The organism is Sporosarcina sp. So3-204 (genome assembly GCF_058068165.1).
This window is the reverse complement of sequence record NZ_CM176485.1, coordinates 2,973,702-2,992,127: the sequence shown is the minus strand read 5'-3', so window position 1 is coordinate 2,992,127 and position 18,426 is coordinate 2,973,702. Positions and strand designations below refer to the sequence as shown.

General features: G+C 36.1%; 17 protein-coding genes and 1 tRNA gene. 13 read left to right on the top strand and 5 right to left on the bottom strand.

Features of this window, described 5'->3' with window-relative positions:
- Positions 1-189 precede the first annotated feature (189 nt).
- From AC3RV6_RS14735 to AC3RV6_RS14715, 5 genes are all read left to right on the top strand, one after another.
- A complete protein-coding gene (locus AC3RV6_RS14735) occupies positions 190-663 on the top strand; it encodes an NUDIX domain-containing protein (RefSeq protein WP_489746750.1) in 474 nt (157 codons plus the stop codon).
- Positions 664-669: 6 nt separating this feature from the next.
- Entirely contained in the window at positions 670-1,560 is an 891-nt protein-coding gene (gene rapZ, locus AC3RV6_RS14730) for an RNase adapter RapZ (RefSeq protein WP_489746749.1), read from the top strand.
- 4 nt (positions 1,561-1,564) lie between these two features.
- Positions 1,565-2,542, top strand: coding sequence for a gluconeogenesis factor YvcK family protein (locus AC3RV6_RS14725; RefSeq protein ID WP_489746748.1), 978 nt, complete (start codon positions 1,565-1,567; stop codon positions 2,540-2,542).
- Positions 2,543-2,571: 29 nt separating this feature from the next.
- Positions 2,572-3,519, top strand: a complete 948-nt coding sequence (gene whiA, locus AC3RV6_RS14720) for a DNA-binding protein WhiA (protein WP_489746747.1) — start codon at positions 2,572-2,574, stop codon at positions 3,517-3,519.
- A gap of 80 nt (positions 3,520-3,599) precedes the next feature.
- Positions 3,600-3,857 (top strand): HPr family phosphocarrier protein, encoded by a 258-nt coding sequence (locus AC3RV6_RS14715; RefSeq protein ID WP_489746746.1) that lies wholly within the window; start codon positions 3,600-3,602, stop codon positions 3,855-3,857.
- A gap of 275 nt (positions 3,858-4,132) precedes the next feature.
- Here AC3RV6_RS14715 and clpP read toward each other — a convergent pair whose 3' ends face one another.
- On the bottom strand, positions 4,133-4,747 hold the full coding sequence (gene clpP / locus AC3RV6_RS14710; protein WP_489746745.1) for an ATP-dependent Clp endopeptidase proteolytic subunit ClpP: 615 nt from the start codon (positions 4,745-4,747) through the stop codon (positions 4,133-4,135).
- A gap of 286 nt (positions 4,748-5,033) precedes the next feature.
- On the opposite strand from clpP, the gene AC3RV6_RS14705 reads away from it, so the two are divergent.
- A tRNA-Arg gene (locus AC3RV6_RS14705) sits at positions 5,034-5,105 on the top strand.
- A 1,260-nt stretch (positions 5,106-6,365) separates the two neighbouring features.
- The gene (locus AC3RV6_RS14700) at positions 6,366-7,637 is read left to right on the top strand and encodes a RidA family protein (protein WP_489746744.1); all 1,272 of its coding nucleotides are present in this window, start codon (positions 6,366-6,368) and stop codon (positions 7,635-7,637) included.
- Between the two features lie 271 nt (positions 7,638-7,908).
- Here AC3RV6_RS14700 and AC3RV6_RS14695 read toward each other — a convergent pair whose 3' ends face one another.
- Positions 7,909-8,553, bottom strand: coding sequence for a TetR/AcrR family transcriptional regulator (locus AC3RV6_RS14695; protein ID WP_489746743.1), 645 nt, complete (start codon positions 8,551-8,553; stop codon positions 7,909-7,911).
- 290 nt (positions 8,554-8,843) lie between these two features.
- On the opposite strand from AC3RV6_RS14695, the gene AC3RV6_RS14690 reads away from it, so the two are divergent.
- The 4 genes from AC3RV6_RS14690 (at position 8,844) to AC3RV6_RS14675 (ending at position 13,883) form a co-directional block, all read left to right on the top strand.
- The gene (locus AC3RV6_RS14690) at positions 8,844-9,770 is read left to right on the top strand and encodes an NADP-dependent oxidoreductase (protein WP_489746742.1); all 927 of its coding nucleotides are present in this window, start codon (positions 8,844-8,846) and stop codon (positions 9,768-9,770) included.
- 829 nt (positions 9,771-10,599) lie between these two features.
- Positions 10,600-11,109, top strand: coding sequence for a YfiT family bacillithiol transferase (locus AC3RV6_RS14685; RefSeq protein ID WP_489746741.1), 510 nt, complete (start codon positions 10,600-10,602; stop codon positions 11,107-11,109).
- Positions 11,110-11,797: 688 nt separating this feature from the next.
- Positions 11,798-12,424: a superoxide dismutase family protein gene (locus AC3RV6_RS14680; protein ID WP_489746740.1), complete on the top strand. Its 627-nt coding sequence runs from the start codon at positions 11,798-11,800 to the stop codon at positions 12,422-12,424.
- Positions 12,425-13,241: 817 nt separating this feature from the next.
- Positions 13,242-13,883 (top strand): YfbR-like 5'-deoxynucleotidase, encoded by a 642-nt coding sequence (locus tag AC3RV6_RS14675; protein WP_489746739.1) that lies wholly within the window; start codon positions 13,242-13,244, stop codon positions 13,881-13,883.
- Positions 13,884-14,242: 359 nt separating this feature from the next.
- Here AC3RV6_RS14675 and phaC read toward each other — a convergent pair whose 3' ends face one another.
- From phaC to AC3RV6_RS14660, 3 genes are all read right to left on the bottom strand, one after another.
- Positions 14,243-15,328 carry a class III poly(R)-hydroxyalkanoic acid synthase subunit PhaC gene (gene phaC, locus AC3RV6_RS14670; protein WP_489749275.1) on the bottom strand — a complete coding sequence of 362 codons (1,086 nt, stop codon included), beginning with the start codon at positions 15,326-15,328 and terminating at the stop codon, positions 14,243-14,245.
- 77 nt (positions 15,329-15,405) lie between these two features.
- Positions 15,406-16,188: a 3-oxoacyl-[acyl-carrier-protein] reductase gene (gene fabG / locus AC3RV6_RS14665; RefSeq protein ID WP_489746738.1), complete on the bottom strand. Its 783-nt coding sequence runs from the start codon at positions 16,186-16,188 to the stop codon at positions 15,406-15,408.
- 90 nt (positions 16,189-16,278) lie between these two features.
- Complete coding sequence (locus AC3RV6_RS14660; RefSeq protein WP_489746737.1) at positions 16,279-16,704, bottom strand: poly(R)-hydroxyalkanoic acid synthase subunit PhaE; 426 nt, start codon at positions 16,702-16,704, stop codon at positions 16,279-16,281.
- Positions 16,705-16,953: 249 nt separating this feature from the next.
- Between AC3RV6_RS14660 and phaQ the strand changes: the two genes are divergently transcribed.
- Positions 16,954-17,373, top strand: coding sequence for a poly-beta-hydroxybutyrate-responsive repressor (phaQ, locus tag AC3RV6_RS14655; RefSeq protein ID WP_489749274.1), 420 nt, complete (start codon positions 16,954-16,956; stop codon positions 17,371-17,373).
- Between the two features lie 77 nt (positions 17,374-17,450).
- Entirely contained in the window at positions 17,451-17,936 is a 486-nt protein-coding gene (locus AC3RV6_RS14650) for a hypothetical protein (RefSeq protein WP_489746736.1), read from the top strand.
- Positions 17,937-18,426: the final 490 nt, after the last annotated feature.

The window sequence follows — 18,426 nt, the reverse complement described above, 5'->3', positions numbered from 1 at the left end:
CGTATAGTTAAGGAGAATTATCAATTGACCCCCCTTTTGATATAGTATTTCCTACAAGCTGTCTACCAGTTTTTACTGGTAGATGGCTTTTTTTGTTCATAAATTGACTTTTATATGCCTTTCTAATGACGTTTTATACTGGTAAGATGTATAATAGTTGTATGCATACGAAAGTGTGGGGATATACAGATGCAAAGAATTGCAAATTTACTAGTGGTTAAAAACAATCAAATATTATTATTAAAAAAACCAAGACGTAATTGGTATGTGGCACCTGGTGGGAAAATGAATTCGGGAGAGTCGATTTACGAAGCGGCGATACGAGAATTTGTTGAAGAAACGGGTGCGAAGCCGGTTAATCCACATCTAAAGGGTGTCTATACAATGATCATCAAAGATGAAGCAGACGTAGTCATACAAGATGAATGGATGCTTTATACTTTTGTTGCGACCGATTTGATTGGAACGCCATTTAAAACAACGGTTGAGGGTATACTGGAATGGCATTCTGTCGAGAGTTTAAAAAAACTACCGATGGCTGAAGGAGACCGAACTAATTTATTGTTTGCCGTTTCTCAGCCGGGCTTACAATATGGAACATTCTATTACACAGATCAATTTAAACTTTTAAAAGCAGAAATCCAGAACTCATTGGAAGGGTGATTGACGATGACAGATGAGACATCATATAGTCCGGATATGGAGCTAGTCATAATTACGGGCATGTCGGGCGCCGGTAAAACCGTTGCAATGCAAAGTTTTGAAGATTTAGGGTTTTACTGTATTGATAATTTACCTCCAGAACTGCTTGTTACATTTCTTGATTTGATGATGAAATCAGATAATCGAATGCGGCGTATAGCGGCCGTTATGGATACAAGAGGCGGAGATTTATTTGATTCTTTAATTGGTGCGCTAGATGACTTATTGTTAAGGGATCGTATATCGTCACGTGTTTTATTTTTGGAAGCCGATGATGAAAATCTTGTAAAGCGTTACAAAGAAAGCAGAAGATCACATCCACTATCTAATGGTGGATTGCTGCTCGAAGGTATTAAAAAAGAACGACAGTTATTATCAGAACTAAAAGGGCGTGCGCGCTCAATATACAATACATCAACCTTGCTTCCGCGCCAACTTAGAGAGAAAATCATAGCTGAATTTTCTTCTAGTTCAGATTCAATATTTACTGTAAACTTCATTTCATTCGGTTTTAAGCATGGTATGCCAATCGATGCAGATGTTGTTTTTGATGTACGATTCTTACCCAATCCTTTTTACAGTATGGAATTAAGACCGAAAACAGGTCTTCAAAAAGAGGTTTCGGATTATGTACTAAAATGGGGTGAAACCCAGATACTTATAGAAAAACTAACGGATTTGTTTAAGTTCCTCATTCCACAATATAAAAGTGAAGGTAAATCACAAGTAGTAATTGCGTTTGGTTGTACAGGCGGACAACATCGATCTGTAACACTTGCCGAGTTCTTTGGAGAACGCTTTCATTCCGAATACAAAACATTTATAACGCACCGCGATATCGAGAAAAGGAAGGGGTGATGCTATGCTTCGCTCCGTAGAAACAAAAAAAATAGTGATTTTTGGTGGAGGTACAGGCCTTGCAACTTTGGTGAGGGGTCTTAAAACGTATCCTGTTGATATCACCGCGGTTGTTACGGTGGCTGATGATGGCGGTAGTTCGGGCAGACTTTTGAATGAGTATGAAATTCCACCACCGGGAGATGTCCGCAATGTAATGGCTGCGCTATCAGACGTTGAACCACTTATTGAAAAGATGTTTCAATATCGCTTTGCAAGTACACAGGATTTAAAAGGCCATTCATTGGGCAATTTGATGTTAGCGGCAATGACAGATATTACGGGAGATTTTGCACGTGCTGTTGAACAAATGAGCCGCATTTTAAATATTAAAGGAAAAGTTTTACCTGCTGCGAATCAGCGTATCACCTTACATGCCGAGCTTGAAGATGGAACAATTGTGACTGGAGAATCCAAAATCCCTGTTTATGGACGTCGGATACGTCAAGTGTATTTATCGCCGCAAGAAGTAAAACCACTTCCTGAAACAATAGATGCTATTATGGATGCGGATCTAATCGTTTTTGGGCCTGGTAGCTTGTATACGAGTATATTACCAACGATACTTGTGCAGGCAATTCGAGAAGCTGTATTATCATGTAATGCAAAAAAGGTGTATATTTGTAACTTAACCACACAAGCTGGGGAAACGACGGAGTATTCAGCATCTGAACATGTTCAAGCACTATATGCCCACGCTGGGAAGGACTTCATTGACACAATACTAATAAATAATAATGATTTCAATTCGCTAATTAAAGGTACTGTCCATGAAGGAAAACTTAAGCCTGTAGATATTGATATAGAGTGTCTAAAGCAATTAGTTCCTGAAGTCGTATTAAAAGATATTGCAGTCATTATAGAAGGTAATATTCGACATAAGTCAGATGTAGTTGCGAACTGGCTCTTTGAATATATGCAAAACTCGACTGTAAATCATTAAGATTGATTCGGTGAGAAAGGAGCAAAGAAATGTCATTCGCTGCAAAAACAAAAAAAGAACTTACTCAATTTGAAGCCGATGATTGTTGTGTGCGTGCAGAAGTAGCCGCATTTGTTAGAATGAACGGAGCTTTATCCTTTTTAAATAAACAGCTTAGTTTTGATGTTCAAACAGAAAATGCTGCAATTGCTAGAAGGCTATATACAAATTTAAAAAGACTTTATCCTTATAAAATAGAGCTACTTGTAAGGAAAAAAATGCAACTGAAAAAGAATAATGTATACATTTGTAGAATTCGCGAAGGCGCAAAGACAATCTTAAAAGACTTACTCATTTTAACTGGGAATTTCGAATTCAAAAATGAAATCGCACCAGCTCTAGTAAAAAAAACCTGTTGTCAGCGTGCTTATTTACGTGGCGCATTTCTTGCAGGTGGCTCAGTAAATAATCCTAAAACATCAACATATCATTTGGAGATATTTTCAATATATAAAGAGCATAGTGAAGCACTCGTAGATCTAATGAATAAATATCGTTTGAATGCAAAGTCCATTGAACGTAAAAACGGTTATATTGCCTATATTAAGGAAGCGGAAAAAATTTCCGACTTTTTAGGTCTTGTAGGTGCTCATGTTGGACTCATGAAATTTGAAGATGTTCGGATTCTAAGGGATATGAGAAATAGCGTCAATAGACTTGTTAACTGCGAAACTGCCAATTTGAATAAAACGATTGGTGCTGCTCAGCGTCAAGTCGGCAATATTCAATTTATCGAAAAAACGATTGGTTTGGGACAATTACCAGACAGACTTCAAGAAGTAGCTCGACTGCGCATTGAACATCAGGATATTACTTTAAAAGAGCTTGGTGAACTTGTTTCGGGTACAACAGTGAGTAAATCAGGCGTAAATCACCGCCTTAGGAAGATTGAGGAGATTGCAGACAATCTTCGTAATGGAGGAACAGGAATTACATAAAATAATACTTTAATAAGTGGTAAACTAACTATATGTTAAAGTGAGATTAATTTACATGGGGAAGAGGGGTAGATTCTTGAATGGCAGAACAAATTGTAGAAGTCAAAATGAAGCCGGGATTACAAGCTCGACAAGCAGCATTATTTGTTCAAGAGGCAAATCGTTTTGAATCAGATATATTTTTACAAAAAGATAATCGTAAAGTAAATGCAAAGAGCATTATGGGCATTATGAGCTTGGCAATTGCGCATGGCACAACTATAACGCTTATTGCTAATGGAATTGATGATGAGCAGGCTATTGCATCATTGACGACGCTTGTGCAAAATGAGAGATGATTAATCAGTTAGGCCACTTCCTGTGGCTTTTCTGGCACTAGTACATAATGTACATTGGTGTTTAAACTTAATTCAGCCGAAATTTGACCCTCCATTTTGTTAAGGAAATAATATTGATTTAGTCCAAGAGGGAGTAAACAACCTCTTTCCGACATTTCACTTTAAGTAGGGTGGACTTCTGCTAAATTTAGTTAAAATAAATAAAAACCGCCAGATTTCGATCTGGCGGTTTTTCTGATTGTTGGCTAAGAAAATATAGACAACTAATTTTATATTTACTTTTCGTCTTTTTTGTCGATTTTTTTCATATCACTACGTGTAATAATATGGTCAATCAGGCCGTATTCTTTCGCGCGGTTCGCTGTCATGAAGTTATCGCGCTCTGTATCTTTACCAATAACCTCAACAGACTGTCCCGTGCGCTCTGAAAGGATTGTATTGAGTTTTTCACGTAAGAATAGAATACGTCTCGCAGCAATTTCGATTTCAGTTGCTTGACCTTGTGCGCCACCTAGTGGTTGGTGAATCATTACTTCAGCATTAGGGAGTGCATAGCGTTTTCCTTTTGTACCTGCAGCAAGAAGGAAAGCACCCATTGATGCTGCCATACCGATACAAATTGTTTGGATATCTGGTTTGATAAACTGCATTGTGTCAAAAATTGCCATTCCAGCAGTGATGCTACCACCGGGGCTATTAATATAAATTGAAATGTCTTTATCAGGATCTTCTGCTTCTAAGAACAAAAGTTGTGCAACGAGAGAATTTGCAACATTATCGTCAATTCCGCTTCCAAGCATAATAATTCTGTCTTTCAATAGACGAGAGTAAATATCATAAGCACGCTCGCCACGGCTTGTTTGTTCAATAACTGTTGGTATTAGATTCATTCCATTTCCTCCTTCAAGGTGGATATTAAGTTGTTTTTAAAAATTTGTAATGTAACAGAGGTGAAAGTACTTTGATTTGAATAAAGTTAAAAAGTATTTAAACGCAACAAATTTTTAAATGTTAATTAAAACAGTTTTGTTGAAACACTTTTCATTTCAACTCTAATAATATCATACCTATTATGGTCAATATAGGTCAAATATAACGCTCTAAAATAAGTCTTGCTTTCAATTAGTGCTATTAGTATAATGAAGAGTGTTCGTTGGAATTTGTTTTTTGATATCCGTCCTCGTGGTGCAATGGATAGCACGTAAGCCTCCGAAGCTTAAAATGTGGGTTCGACTCCCGCCGAGGGCATCCCGGAATGAGTAGGTAAGGATTTTGTAGCGCGAAACTTAGTGCGAAAGGATAGGCATTTGGTTTTTGCGTAGTAGCACGTAACCTTGAAAACTTCTGTTCGATTTACGTGGAAATACGTAGAGCGGATGGTTTTTTTCTTTAATAAAAAAATAATTGGATTCATCGCTTTTTTCGGCAATCAATAATGCAGCATGACGTACTGTAGAAAGTCCTGTCATATCGCACAATGCGGCTATAAATGAGTTTTCAGACTACGCCGATATGCGTGGGCTATCAGAGTATACGATAGCTTCTTGCGCTAAAGAACTAAAACAACTTCGTCTTTATTTTATTGATGCCGAAATTAAAAAATCAATACAGATTGATTAAGAATATCACTTGAATAAAAATAAAACCAATTACTCCTAAACGTGTAAGAAATTAACCTAGGATTATAAATCCCAAGGTATTCAGAAATGATGGCTTCATTGATTTAGTTATAAATTTCTTCTCATCACCAGCATTCTATTGCTACATACATACCTGACACAGGGAGTGTGTGGTGTTGGTAGTGAAGAAAAGGCTTGTATCAAAGGTTTTGAGCGAAACAAGTGAATATTGAAGTGTGTTTTATGTTCCCTCAGACTAAGGGGGGAGGGGATTATTTGTTGAAGGGGTCTCGCAATTACGCAGGACAGGAGATATTTGCGTTAAGGTATAGGATTACATATTAGTGTGAGATACTACTTAAGAATAAAAAAATCAGTTTTGTCATTCAGTAAAGTTATTGGATTTAAGTAATTTTCGTGGTAACATTATTTATTATATGGTATTTAATACTCTTTCGGTTGAACTTAAGCAGCCTTCAAATCCTTATCAATGACTTCATCATAAAAAGTCCGATGATTCCGTCATCGTTTTCACTCCAACAACAAGTTCTGTGAAAAAACAATGGAGGTGTGCGCGACGAGCGCACCTCCATTGTTACATTGAAACTCATTTGCAAGGCGAAGCGGCGACATAGTCGATTTGAAGAAAACTTGAATGCTTCAGTGGATGCCATATATTTAAATGATTTCAGCATCGCAAAGGGTCGCATCGGTACTGAGTACACCTAGCGCTTCACTTTTTGCGGTTTTGTACGAACACGATTCTCACGGCGAATCCATTTTTCGTCTTTGCAATCATGTAACCATGGTTTAGTCCGTTTTCTTCGGTGCGAAATAAGAGTTGATAAAACAATCTATTAAAAAAATTGTCTAAAAGGGGAACACTATCATGAGCGGCTATAACGCAGTAGTAGCAAAAAACACGGAAAATGCTCCAAACGGTAACGGTCTATATTCACAAACTGTCGCTTTTTCTCATTACAATAATCTTTCAGCTCAATTACCTATTGAACCGGAAACTGGGAAATTGGTAGCTGGTGGTATAAAAAAGCAAGCTGAACAGTGCTTTAAAAATATCGAGGCAATTGTAGACAGCATCGATCATGTTATGAGCGATGTTGTTAAAATCACTGTATTCGTTAAGAATATTAAAGACATTGACGCTGTAGACGAGGTTTATAAAACATTCTTCCCGACCTATGTTCCTACACGGACTACAGTCGCAGTTGCAGCTTTACCTATGGATGCTTTGGTGCAAATTGAAGCACTTGTTTCACACGGTGAAGGTACAGTTCCAAACGCACCACAATCAGGCGACCTCATAAAGCTAACAAATAACACGTCAAATGCACCAACAAGTCTTCTATCTACACAAACTGTGTCTTTCTCTCATTACAATAATCTTTCAGCTCAATTACCTATTGATCCGAAAACGGGTAGATTGGTGGCTGGTGGTGTTAAAGAGCAGGCTGGACAGTGCTTAAAAAATATTAAAGCAATTTTAGGAAGTATCGACGTTCCATTTGACGATATTGTTAAAATTAATATTTACCTTAAAAACCTTTCAGATATTGAAGCCGTAAACGAAGTTTATTCAACATTTTTCCCAGACTCGGCTATCGCCAGGACCGTAGCCTATGTACCTGCACGGACGACAGTTGCAGCTTCAGCTTTACCTATGGATGCTTTGGTACAAATTGAAGCAGTTGTTTCACACGGAGATGGTACACCTCCACAAGCCGTCGAGGATAGACTTGGAATCGTTATCTGGGCAAACAACACTGAAAATGCACCAAAGAGTTCTCTATCTACGCAAACTGTAGCATTTTCTCATTACAACCACCTTTCAGCTCAATTACCTTTGGATTCAAAAACTGGTGAATTGGTAGCTGGTGGTGTAAAAGAACAGGCTGAACAGTGCTTGAAAAATGTAAAGGCAATTGTAGAAAGTATCGACCATGCTATGGAAGATGTGGTTAAAGTAAATATCTTCCTTAAAAACATCGAAGATATTAGTTCTGTAGATGCAGTTTATACGACATTTTTCCCTGGCGGTATTCCTGCACGAAGAACAGTTGGCGTATCAGCTTTACTTAAAGATGCTTTAATCCAAATTGATGTAGTTGTATCAAATGCTGAAGGAACACCTCCAAAAGCATAATCGGTATTTTTTTATAAATACAGGTTCTATCAAAGTTACTTGCTAATGCCGATGGTGAATGCGAAACCGCATATCCTATTCATAAAAAAGAGCTGTCCCAAATGAAAATGTAGACAGCTTCCGTTTTTAACAGCGCAGATGAAAAAGCATCAAGATTTTAGCCGATTATGGCAGAAATCTTGTTGCTTATTTTATTTTCAGGGCGTAACAATAAATTGGGTTAGCTTGCGAATCTATAGGTTACTTAATATATACTTTATGCCATACAATGCTAGTAATGGCCATGCCTGTAGTTGTAATTCTCATTACAACTTACAAGTAATGGTCGAATACATACATTATATATATTATCCACAATTTCATCCTTTGAATAGCCACGATCATCACGCAAGAATTGAAATAAATTTGGTGCAATCGCTGCGTTAATTAAATCGGCTACATATGTTGTATCGAATGGCTGAAATTCATTTTTACAGGGAATCTCTTCTAGCAAATTACGAAATATATCGTGCTTAGATTTGTATATAGGTGAATGATATATAAGTGTTAAATCATCCTCACAGTTTGGAGCTTTTATCGCACTTAGTAATTGACATTGCTCCTCTATAAAATCAAGTGAATAAGAAAGGGTCTGTTTCAATCTTACTTCAATAGGTTCTTCGTGATAATCATGTAAGTATGTAAGGATCTCATCACAATTTTTTTGAGCAGCATCAAGTAACAAATCTAGACACAACTCTCCTTTATGGGCATATCGCCGATAAAGTGTTCCTTGACCAACTCCTGCTGCTTTGGCAATTTGATGCATACTTGTCTTGGCGATACCATTTTCCTTAAATAGAGTACGCGCTTCTTTTAGAATAATAAATTGATTTTGTATAGCATCTTTTCGTAATTTACGTTTATCTTGATCCAACAAATTCTTCCCCTACCTTCAAAAGAGTACAAACTAATAAAAAATTCCCTTTATTGCCAATCGGACAACTGTCCGTTAATGTCGTCTGTATAATATACTATCCTTGAATATGTCATCAGGTCAAGAAACGGAAGCGAATTAAGAAGAATTATGTTAAGTCTGCAGGTAGGAATGAAACTTGATTCCTCCTTATTTCACTGGATTTTAAAGTAGTATTTTAAATGAGCCTGAAATAATATGAACGCATATAAGCCGAAATTTAAACTGATTACAACTTAGGAGGGAAATCAATGAATAATATGAAAGCAATTGTTAAAAAAAGTGCAAAACCTAATGATTTTATTTTAATGGAAGTGCCGATTCCAGAAATTAGCGGAAATGAAATGCTCATTCGCGTGAAAGCAGTTGGTGTAGGGATCCATGATGGTTACTTTTTACCGGAAAATATTCAATACCCGTATCCGCTCGGTATTGAAGCAGCTGGTATTATAGAAAAAATAGGATCCGACGTCACTGATTTTCAAAAGGGAGACAAGATTGCATTTATCAGTTCGATGCAAATTAAAGGAGGTACATGGGCAGAGTATGCAGTTGTTGCTGATAGTTCCCTAATCATACCTATACCAAAAGGAATGAGCTATGTAGAGGCTGCAGCAATTCCGGTCGCTGGGAACACGGTACTAAAGGCACTGAACGCGCTTCAACTGAAAGCGAACGACTCACTATTCATTGCAGGCTCATCGGGTGCAATCGGTACGTTTGCTATTCAAATAGCTGCCGCGCGAGGATGTATTGTGGCAGGATCTGCTTCAGAAAAAAACCATGAGTACATGCTCTCCCTATGTGCCAAGAAAGCGGTTGATTACAACGACGCAAACTGGACAAAGCAAATTAGACAGTGGATGCCTTCTGGAGTGGATGCGGTAATGGCCATTCAACCAAATACTGGCCGAGTCAGTATGGATGTACTCAAAGATGACGGTAGGATTGTAGCTGTATCGGGAGACCAACTCTCGTCGCAAAATAACATTGTAATTAAGCAATTTCCTTATCAGGCTGATGTGAAACTTGAATTAACTCAGCTAATGGAGAAGATTGCTACGAATGAAATAAAACTTGTTATTGAACGCGAGTATCCTTTCGAAAAAGGACTCGAAGCTTTACAGAAAAAAAGTACACGATGCGCCCGCGGAAAACTTGTCATTACAATCCCTTAAAGCTAGTTGTACAATCAAGTTAGCCATCTAAATTCAGACAAAAAAAAGGCCATTATAAAATTTCGTGTATCATTGAAGTTGACAGACTCACAATGAGAGGAAATTTTATAATGGCACACACTTAGAATAACATACAAAACCGTGAAAATAAAAACTTATCCTCTTTTGAGCGTAGGCAAATTGGTGCTTGCAAAAAGGGCGGGATATGCAAATCGTAAGACGCTTAGGGCGGATTCACCAGTCGATTGCTAACGAACTTAAGCGTGGAACAACGACACAGCTAAAGATTGGCCGAAAGTCTTACAAAGTCTATTTTCCTCAAACGGGACAGGTTGTATATGAAAAAAATACGAAACTGTGGAGCGAAAAGTAAGTTACTAATTGCATATGACTTTATTGAACAGGCTTGTCGTAAAATCAAGATTCATAGCTGGTCACCTGACGTGGTAGTGGGATAAGCAGAGCGACACAACGATTGGAAAAGCAATTCAACGAATTTATCAGACAATCAATAATTTATTAAGAAAGATTATAGACTACAAACAAACAACATTGACTTTTGAAGTGGAATTAGCTAAATTAGCCGTGTATTTTGTGTTAATAAATATAAAGGGTAGTTAACCCTGATTGTTTAAATACTTGGAGTGAAGAACGATAAGGTTATTGAATATATAGTTTATTCTGACGTTAAGTGCTATAATTAAATATTCATGGTACATGTTAACCACAATAATAGCAGTCTTGGTTTAGGGATAATGCTATTGATTACAAGATTTGAGACAATGTATAAATAAGTAAAAAATAATGATTAGAAAGAAGGGGATTGACAATGGATGTAAGATTTCCAATCGGAAAATTACAAGTTCCTGAAATCGTAACATTAGAAAATATTGAACAATGGTTAAAGGAAATTGAAACATACACAAGTCGATTAAGAGAAACTGTCGACTCATTAAGTGAAGAGGAATTAATCAGAACATACCGTGATGGTAGCTGGACAGTTCGTCAACTTGTTCATCACATTGCTGATTCTCAGTTGAACATGTATCAACGTTTGAAAATTGCTTTAACAGATGAGAATCCTACGGCAACAGCTTTTGATCAAGATAAATGGGCTATTCTACCAGATACAAATAGTCCAATAGAAAGTTCTATTAAAATTTTAGAAGGCATAAATAAGCGTATCGTATCTTTAGGGCATAGTTTAACTAAAGAGCAGCTAAATCGGACTTTTACTCACCAGGTAAACGGTGAAATAACTGTTGCGAAAAAAGTTGCAAAATTGGCTTGGCACGAGGAACATCACTTAGCCCATATAAAAATTGCATTATCAAATTAACACAATAGGTGAATCAATTTCATAATTACCTTAACTTGCTACAACGAACAACATATTGTTCGAGAACGTTCTAACTCGACTATATGTTGTGGTGGTGTAGCAATAAAACACTATTATGAATTTGATTGAGGTATAGAATGATGACAGAAGTTTTATTCCATTAAAGCACAAAAATGATATAGCAACCTTGAGAGTTTGAATGAATGCTTTATTAAAATAAAATCAAAAATCTGAGGTTGAATCCATTTTGAGTAATACTCTTTCAAAATGGGTTCTTTTATTTGTCGTTAATTAAGAATCATAGCATTTTGATTAGATGAATGGTTAGGGAATATTCATAGGGTGGATTGGTGCCTACATTCACTCGTCTTAAAATCAATCGAGATGTTTCCAAGTTGAACAAGACTTCTTGAGAGGATGTTTTAGACTTGTCCACACATACATTATGTCCCACCTGCGAAGGTTTAGGCCTTAATCCGAAAGTGCTAGCCCAGAGAACTGTATGGAAATATCTACAGAAGAAAAAAGAATGACAGAACGCTTATCTCTAAATTCTTTTTAAAAAAAATATAATTACATTGTTTGTACTACAATCGGGTACAATTTCGAGCTTGCGTCCATTTAGGTTTAACTTTTGCAATTAGTGGAATGTATATGTATTGGAACATTTCAATAGAAGGGAAGGATTATGATGAAAAAATGGCTTTTGTTAATTCCGGGATTTATTCTCGTTTTTGTTCTTGTTGCATGTGGGGATAAAAACGAATCGTCCGAAACTGATGAGGTGGATGATAAGACGACAGGAAAGACCGACACAGATAATGCAAGTCCATCTAAAGAAGATGAGGTGGCTGTAGATGAAGACCTACTTGTAGTTAATGTTGATTTGAAGAATAGCAGTGGGGATTCGATTGGAACAGCAGAATTGACTAATGAAGATGACGGTGTTCAAGTTAAATTGAATGCGAAAGGTGTACCTGAAGGCACGCACGGTATCCATTTTCACGAAGTGGGGAAATGTGAAGTTCCTGCCTTTGAATCAGCAGGGGGTCATTTTAATCCGGCTGACACAAACCATGGATTGGATCACGAAGAAGGTCCGCATGCCGGTGATTTGCCGAATCTTAATGTAGGTGAGGACGGAGAGGTAAATGAAGAGTTCTTAGCTGAACATGTAACGCTTAAGAGCGGAGAAGAAAACTCACTGCTGCAAGAAAGTGGAACTGCTCTTATTATTCACGCTGAAGCAGACGATGGAGAAACCCAACCATCTGGTGATTCGGGCGATCGCATCGTGTGTGGCGTTATTGAATAACAGTACATGCATAGAAAAATTGTTGGAAGCATACTAAATACTTACGTATTATTTGCGTGATATATACTTTAAAAGTCTATTGATCCAGCTAAGAATTGAGCCTCATTTGATGGACAGTTTGAAAAATCGACGTTTTAATCTATACTACATGAGATGACTTCGGTATTGGGCCGGAGTCATCTTATTTAAATTTCGTTGCTTATGTTTACAGTTGAAGTGTTCCATGTACCCATTTTCCATTACTTTCAACTCTAAAAGATTGGTTGTAATTCGATATATGTAGCTACCTTGAATATCAAGAGGTTAGATAAGTATTGAAATTATTATTAGTATCTATTGTTTTTTTACTCCTAAGCAATTGATTTAGCGATGATTTTGCATTGAGATTTCAAGAAGTGAAGCATTAGATAAAATAACGCATTCATTTTAACAGCTATTTTTTAAATATTTACTTCTTCGAATTCATCATATTTTTTCTGTTCTTCTTGGTACTACTCTTTTGCATCAGTTGTTATGGGTATAAACGTTTCGTTATCGGCATGCGTTCGTCTACCATAGCGAATTAATTCATAAATAAACATGCCATTATTTGGTCTTCTATTTATTATTATCATTGGACTCACATCGGAAAGTGTATAAAACGAATAAAAAACAATAGCTCATTTTATTTTAATAAAAAGAAGACACATTCCTGAATACTTTAGTCTGGATAAGGGAAAGTAATAAAAGACAATGTTATATGTAAATCCACCCCTGTTACAAAAATATAAGCGTATTTTATAGTCATATAAAAAAATATAGTTAGGTGATGAATTTGATGGGTATACATCAATATTTTAAAAGTTTATCTGATTTAGAACAAATTATTCGTTGTCCGGGAAAATTCAAATATCAGGAGCATTCTGTCGCTAGTCATTCATTTAAGGTGACGAAAATTGCTCAGTTTCTTGGAACAGTCGAGGAGGAATCTGGAGAGAAAGTGGATTGGAGAATCCTATATGAAAAGGCATTGAACCATGATTATGCAGAACTTTTTACTGGAGATATAAAGACGCCCGTAAAATATGCTTCGAAAGAATTAAAACAATTATTCAGTGAGGTAGAGGAGGAGATGACAAGAAAGTTTGTAGAAAAGGAATTTCCATCTGAGTTTCAAAGCATTTATTTGGAGCGATTGAAAGAAGGCAAAGATGAGACATTGGAAGGGCGCATTTTATCTGTTGCAGATAAAGTTGATTTGCTTTATGAATCATTTGGTGAGATACAAAAGGATAATCCGGAGCCATTATTTTTAGAGATATACGAAGAAGCGTTAAGGACTATACTGCTGTTTCAAGATATGAACTGTGTAGCCTACTTCTTAGAAAATATTCTTACTGATATGCTCAGTGAACGATTCACTGAACACGGTGAATTGAAGGACATTGCAATGCGAATCATCAAAGAATATGGAGGTTAAAAGACAATTGTAAAATGAATTTAGGTGCCTGTGCTCGGTAATACTCAGACAATTCACCGCAACTTTATAAATAAAAAAAGAGTACGACTATGAAACGAGTTATTGACTTATTATAAAGTGTATCAGAATCCTTTTGGTGAGGATATTTCATCAGTGTTAGAGGACATACAAGTGGAATAAAGTATTTAAAATTTTAATGCTGCCACTTTTAGTACGGGTGAGGCGCTTCACGGAAAACTGTACAGATTTTATCTTTTAGTTATCGTTTTCCCCGGTAAGTAAAAAAAATAAGCGTCTGCCCCAATTAAGATTGAATTAGGGCGGAAACTTATTTATTTTAGATTTATCTTAAGAACCGATTACTTTGAGTTTTCCACTAACCAACCATCGATGAGCGGATAAGTTTCGTTAATTGCTCTACGACCAACGACGACTGATACATGACCCGTTTCCAGTAGATGAAATGTCTTATTTTTACTAGACACTTTATCAAGAAGTGGTTTTACTTGCTCAGGACTAGCAATAATATCCCGAGATCCTGAGATGTTTAAAATATTCGCTTTAATGTTGCTCAGTTCCACCTTTTGACCTCTTATATATAGCTCGTCGTTTATTAATTTATTCTCATGATAAAATTCGCGAATCCATTGTCTGAAAGCTTCACCAGGGAAAGGGATTCCGTCATTTAACCATTTTTGCATGAGCATCCAATTTTCAACAAATTCCTCATTATCTGCACGGTCTGCAAGATTGACGAATGGGCCGTAGACATTTGCAATTGGATTCAACATTTTGTTACCAGAGTCAATCATATCATGTGGAATATTACCGAGTGTATCGACTAATTTATCTAAATTAAAGTAACGTTTATCCAAGAAATTTGCGTACAAACCCGTCGCAGAAAAATCAAATGGGCTTGTCATAAATACTAAATTTCGAATTGGTAAATTAGGATGAAGGGCTGCAAAAATTGAGGTCATTGTTCCACCCATACAATAGCCAAACAAACTGATCTCTTCGGCATTTGACGTTTGTAATACCTTTTTTACAGCTTTCGGAATATAATCCAAGATAAAGTCATCTAACTTCATATGCCTATCTTCAAAACCGGGCGTACCCCAGTCGAGTAAGTATACATCGTGACCTTGATTGGTAAGATGTTCAATTAAACTATTACCTGGCGTCAAATCAAGAATATACGGTTTATTAATCAAAGCATAGATCATTAAAATAGGAATTTTATTTGTTTTCTTTAAAGATGTTTGGTAACGATATAGTTTAGATTTATTTTTTTTCCAAATTACTTCTTTAGGCGTTTGACCAACTTGGGGTTCGGCTTCAGTGGTAAGAACACCCGCCACTTTTTTCATCCGTCGGTAGTTATTCTTTATATCCTCTGGCATTGAATCCATCCATTTATCAAGTTCGATTACATTTGAATCTATCATCTTACTCCTCCTAGTAATTGAAAGGGAACCCCTGGTTTGGGAGTTCCTTTTTTAATATCAGCAATATAGAAAGGTTACATGTAAAGTCCGCCGTTTACATTAATCTCCTGCCCAGTTATATATTTTGCTTGGGCAAGGAATACGACAGTTTCGGCAACTTCATCCACATGACCCAAACGCTTCAATGGAATTTTTGAAATTATATTATCTTTTATATTTTCAGGCATTTCTGCCACCATTTCAGTTTCAATAAAACCAGGGCAAATTGCATTGACAGTAATCCCGCTTTTAGCTGTTTCCAAAGCAAGTGATTTTGTGAAACCAATAAGTCCAGCTTTAGAAGCGGCATAGTTGGTTTGACCAAATCCACCAGATTGCCCAACAATTGAGCTGATATTAATTATACGACCAAACTTTTGCGCTAACATTTGATTGATAACTGCAGAAGTTGTATTGAAAACGCTATTCAAATTTACATTGATGACTTCATTCCATTCTTCTATGGACATATTACGGAATGAACGATCTCTTGTAATCCCAGCATTATTGACAAGAATATCAATTTTTCCGTAACGCTTTATGACTTCCTCCAAACAAATGTTGACTTCTTTTAATTCGGAGACGTTGACTTGAGACGCATAAGTAGAGCCGCCATCATCTTCAATTTCGTCCACAACACTTCCAGCGCTAGTAGCATCGAATTGATAGGTGAATACAACTTGTGCACCTTTTTTAGCTAACATTTTAGCAATTGCAGATCCTATTCCACGTGATCCACCCGTAACAACTGCTACTTTTCCTTCTAGCGGCCTTGAATTTTCTTCTGTTTTTGGTACTTCGATTAAATTAATTGTCATGTTGAGTAACACTTCCAGTCATCATAATATTTTTATAAAAGTTAATAAGTAATTGACGGACCTCTGCATTAAATTCAATTCTTTCGACTGTTACTTTCCTTTTGCTGCCGGGGCTTTCTTTTTTTCGTTCATTACCTCGAGTATCTGATCTAATTTTAAATCTAAATTTGAAACACTATCTTTTAGATTGCTAATTTCTTTACTCGTTTGATTTTTAAAAACCTCTTCTTCTATATTATCTTGTAAATCATCAACTTTTTGTTCTAAATTAATAACAAGTGTGGCAAGGCTTGCAATTTCATCACGTGTTGGCATATTAAGTTGTTTCAAATAGGATTCAGTCATACCAGAAATCATTTCAGTACTTTGTAGATGGTTATTTAACGTCTGCCCAAGACCTTGTGAAAAGGCTTCTTTTTTCATTGATTCTTGAATAATATCGCTCCATGTTGCTTCAGTCTTTTCATACATATCTTTCCACATCGTAAATGGATCCATAAACTTTGATTGTGGCATACGACTTCATCCCCTTCATGTTCGCTCAAGTATTGCATCTATAAGCATAGCAACCATTCAGTATTTTCTAAATAGGATAGTGGGACGATTGTCTCGTTGCCTTTCACTTAGGTTCTACAATGTTCGACACAATTGATATTCTAAAGGCCTACTTTTTAGCGAAACTAAAAAACTTGTCAATTGACTAAAAGTGCATATAGGTGTAAATTACATGTATGGGTAATTTATGTAAAAGGTAGGTGATAAATAATTAGTTTAAATCAGGAAGATACTAAAAAAGATAAAAGTAATAATTTGGGAACGCCAAAAAACTTTTTGATTCCTTTAACTCTTTTACATTTGCGAGAGTTAAACGCCCATGGCTATGAGTTGATGGAAAAGCTCACTCAATTTGGCATTCAATCAATGGATCAGGGAAACTTTTATAGGGTTCTTAGACAACTTGAAAAAGATGAGCTTGTCACATCCATTTGGGATACTTCATCAGGCGGACCGGCAAAAAGAATTTATTCGATTACAGATGGTGGAGAACAGTATTTAGAAGTATGGGCTGATTCACTTGGACACTATCAAAAAATGTTGAATCAGTTTTTCAACTTATATAATCCGTTCTATAATCCATTTTCGATGCCATCAAAGGAAACGAAAGAAGAAAATAAGACAGACTGAAATTCGGATTAAATATGGAAAATCGTATTTAATATAATGACATCATTCACGGATATAATACTAAGGGGGAATTAATCATGACGAAGAACATCGATGCAAGTCAATCAGTAGTTAACGGGTCGGAGCTAATTTGGGATAGCTGGTTAAATAGTTTTAAGAGCCTTCAAGGTTTTCAAAATGAAATTGAAGAGAAATCTTTACAAGTATTTGAACAACAGAAAGAGTTGCTTACTTCTACACGTGAAGCTTTAAATGACCTGGAACTAAAGTCGAAGCAGCTAACTGATGAATTTAAAGGACATTTTTCTGCTACAGAACAACCCGCACCAATTATGAACTGGGTGAATGTTGTTGAAGAAGCTACAAAAAATGCACAAACGTCGATTTGGAATCCAGGCTATGCAATGATGGATTTATTCTCGAAATCCCAGAAACAATTTGAGGAAGTTAGTAAAGAAGCAGTGAAGCAACAGCAAAAAAGTCGTACAGAGGCACTGGAAAAGATTGAAGAAATTGCTGAACAAATGAAACAAAGGCAAAAAGAAATGTTGCCGACTGCTTAAATAGTAAAAATAGTTAAGTGCCAGAATCTTAACCAGTATTTTTTAGTAAATTTAGATAAATTATGTTTCTGATGAAAACATGATTAGCTCAAAAATTAAACGAGTACCGTAATAACTTAACTCAACCTTTTCTTGAATTGGCTGTTAGTATCGGTTCTGAAAACGTTTTAAAGTTATTGAAAATTATAAGTGTCTTTAAACATTTAATTATTTTGATGTTTATGGATGCTTTTTTTGTTGGGTATAATTGAAAGCCAAATAGTAATTTATCTGAGTTTTGGTTGAAAATGTACTTTTATGATAAATAGTTTTTTGACCTGTTATCCGTAATGAAATCGAATGACCTCAATCTATTAATTACAAAATGAATTCTTCAAACAAAATTAAATTTAAAGTTAGAAGAATGAAAAAATATGTTCTTGTATACTATAACAAGCTTAAGTATACTAAAGTATCAATCTATTCTATTTATTCGGAATAGGCGGTTTGC

Bases quoted from the DNA above. Each gene is read 5' to 3' on its own strand.
- AC3RV6_RS14735 (WP_489746750.1), top strand. From the start codon at position 190: ATGCAAAGAATTGCAAATTTACTAGTGGTTAAAAACAATCAAATATTA.
- rapZ (WP_489746749.1), top strand. From the start codon at position 670: ATGACAGATGAGACATCATATAGTCCGGATATGGAGCTAGTCATAATT.
- AC3RV6_RS14725 (WP_489746748.1), top strand. From the start codon at position 1,565: ATGCTTCGCTCCGTAGAAACAAAAAAAATAGTGATTTTTGGTGGAGGT.
- whiA (WP_489746747.1), top strand. From the start codon at position 2,572: ATGTCATTCGCTGCAAAAACAAAAAAAGAACTTACTCAATTTGAAGCC.
- AC3RV6_RS14715 (WP_489746746.1), top strand. From the start codon at position 3,600: ATGGCAGAACAAATTGTAGAAGTCAAAATGAAGCCGGGATTACAAGCT.
- clpP (WP_489746745.1), bottom strand. From the start codon at position 4,747: ATGAATCTAATACCAACAGTTATTGAACAAACAAGCCGTGGCGAGCGT.
- AC3RV6_RS14700 (WP_489746744.1), top strand. From the start codon at position 6,366: ATGAGCGGCTATAACGCAGTAGTAGCAAAAAACACGGAAAATGCTCCA.
- AC3RV6_RS14690 (WP_489746742.1), top strand. From the start codon at position 8,844: ATGAATAATATGAAAGCAATTGTTAAAAAAAGTGCAAAACCTAATGAT.
- AC3RV6_RS14685 (WP_489746741.1), top strand. From the start codon at position 10,600: ATGGATGTAAGATTTCCAATCGGAAAATTACAAGTTCCTGAAATCGTA.
- AC3RV6_RS14680 (WP_489746740.1), top strand. From the start codon at position 11,798: ATGATGAAAAAATGGCTTTTGTTAATTCCGGGATTTATTCTCGTTTTT.
- AC3RV6_RS14675 (WP_489746739.1), top strand. From the start codon at position 13,242: ATGGGTATACATCAATATTTTAAAAGTTTATCTGATTTAGAACAAATT.
- fabG (WP_489746738.1), bottom strand. From the start codon at position 16,188: ATGACAATTAATTTAATCGAAGTACCAAAAACAGAAGAAAATTCAAGG.
- AC3RV6_RS14660 (WP_489746737.1), bottom strand. From the start codon at position 16,704: ATGCCACAATCAAAGTTTATGGATCCATTTACGATGTGGAAAGATATG.
- AC3RV6_RS14650 (WP_489746736.1), top strand. From the start codon at position 17,451: ATGACGAAGAACATCGATGCAAGTCAATCAGTAGTTAACGGGTCGGAG.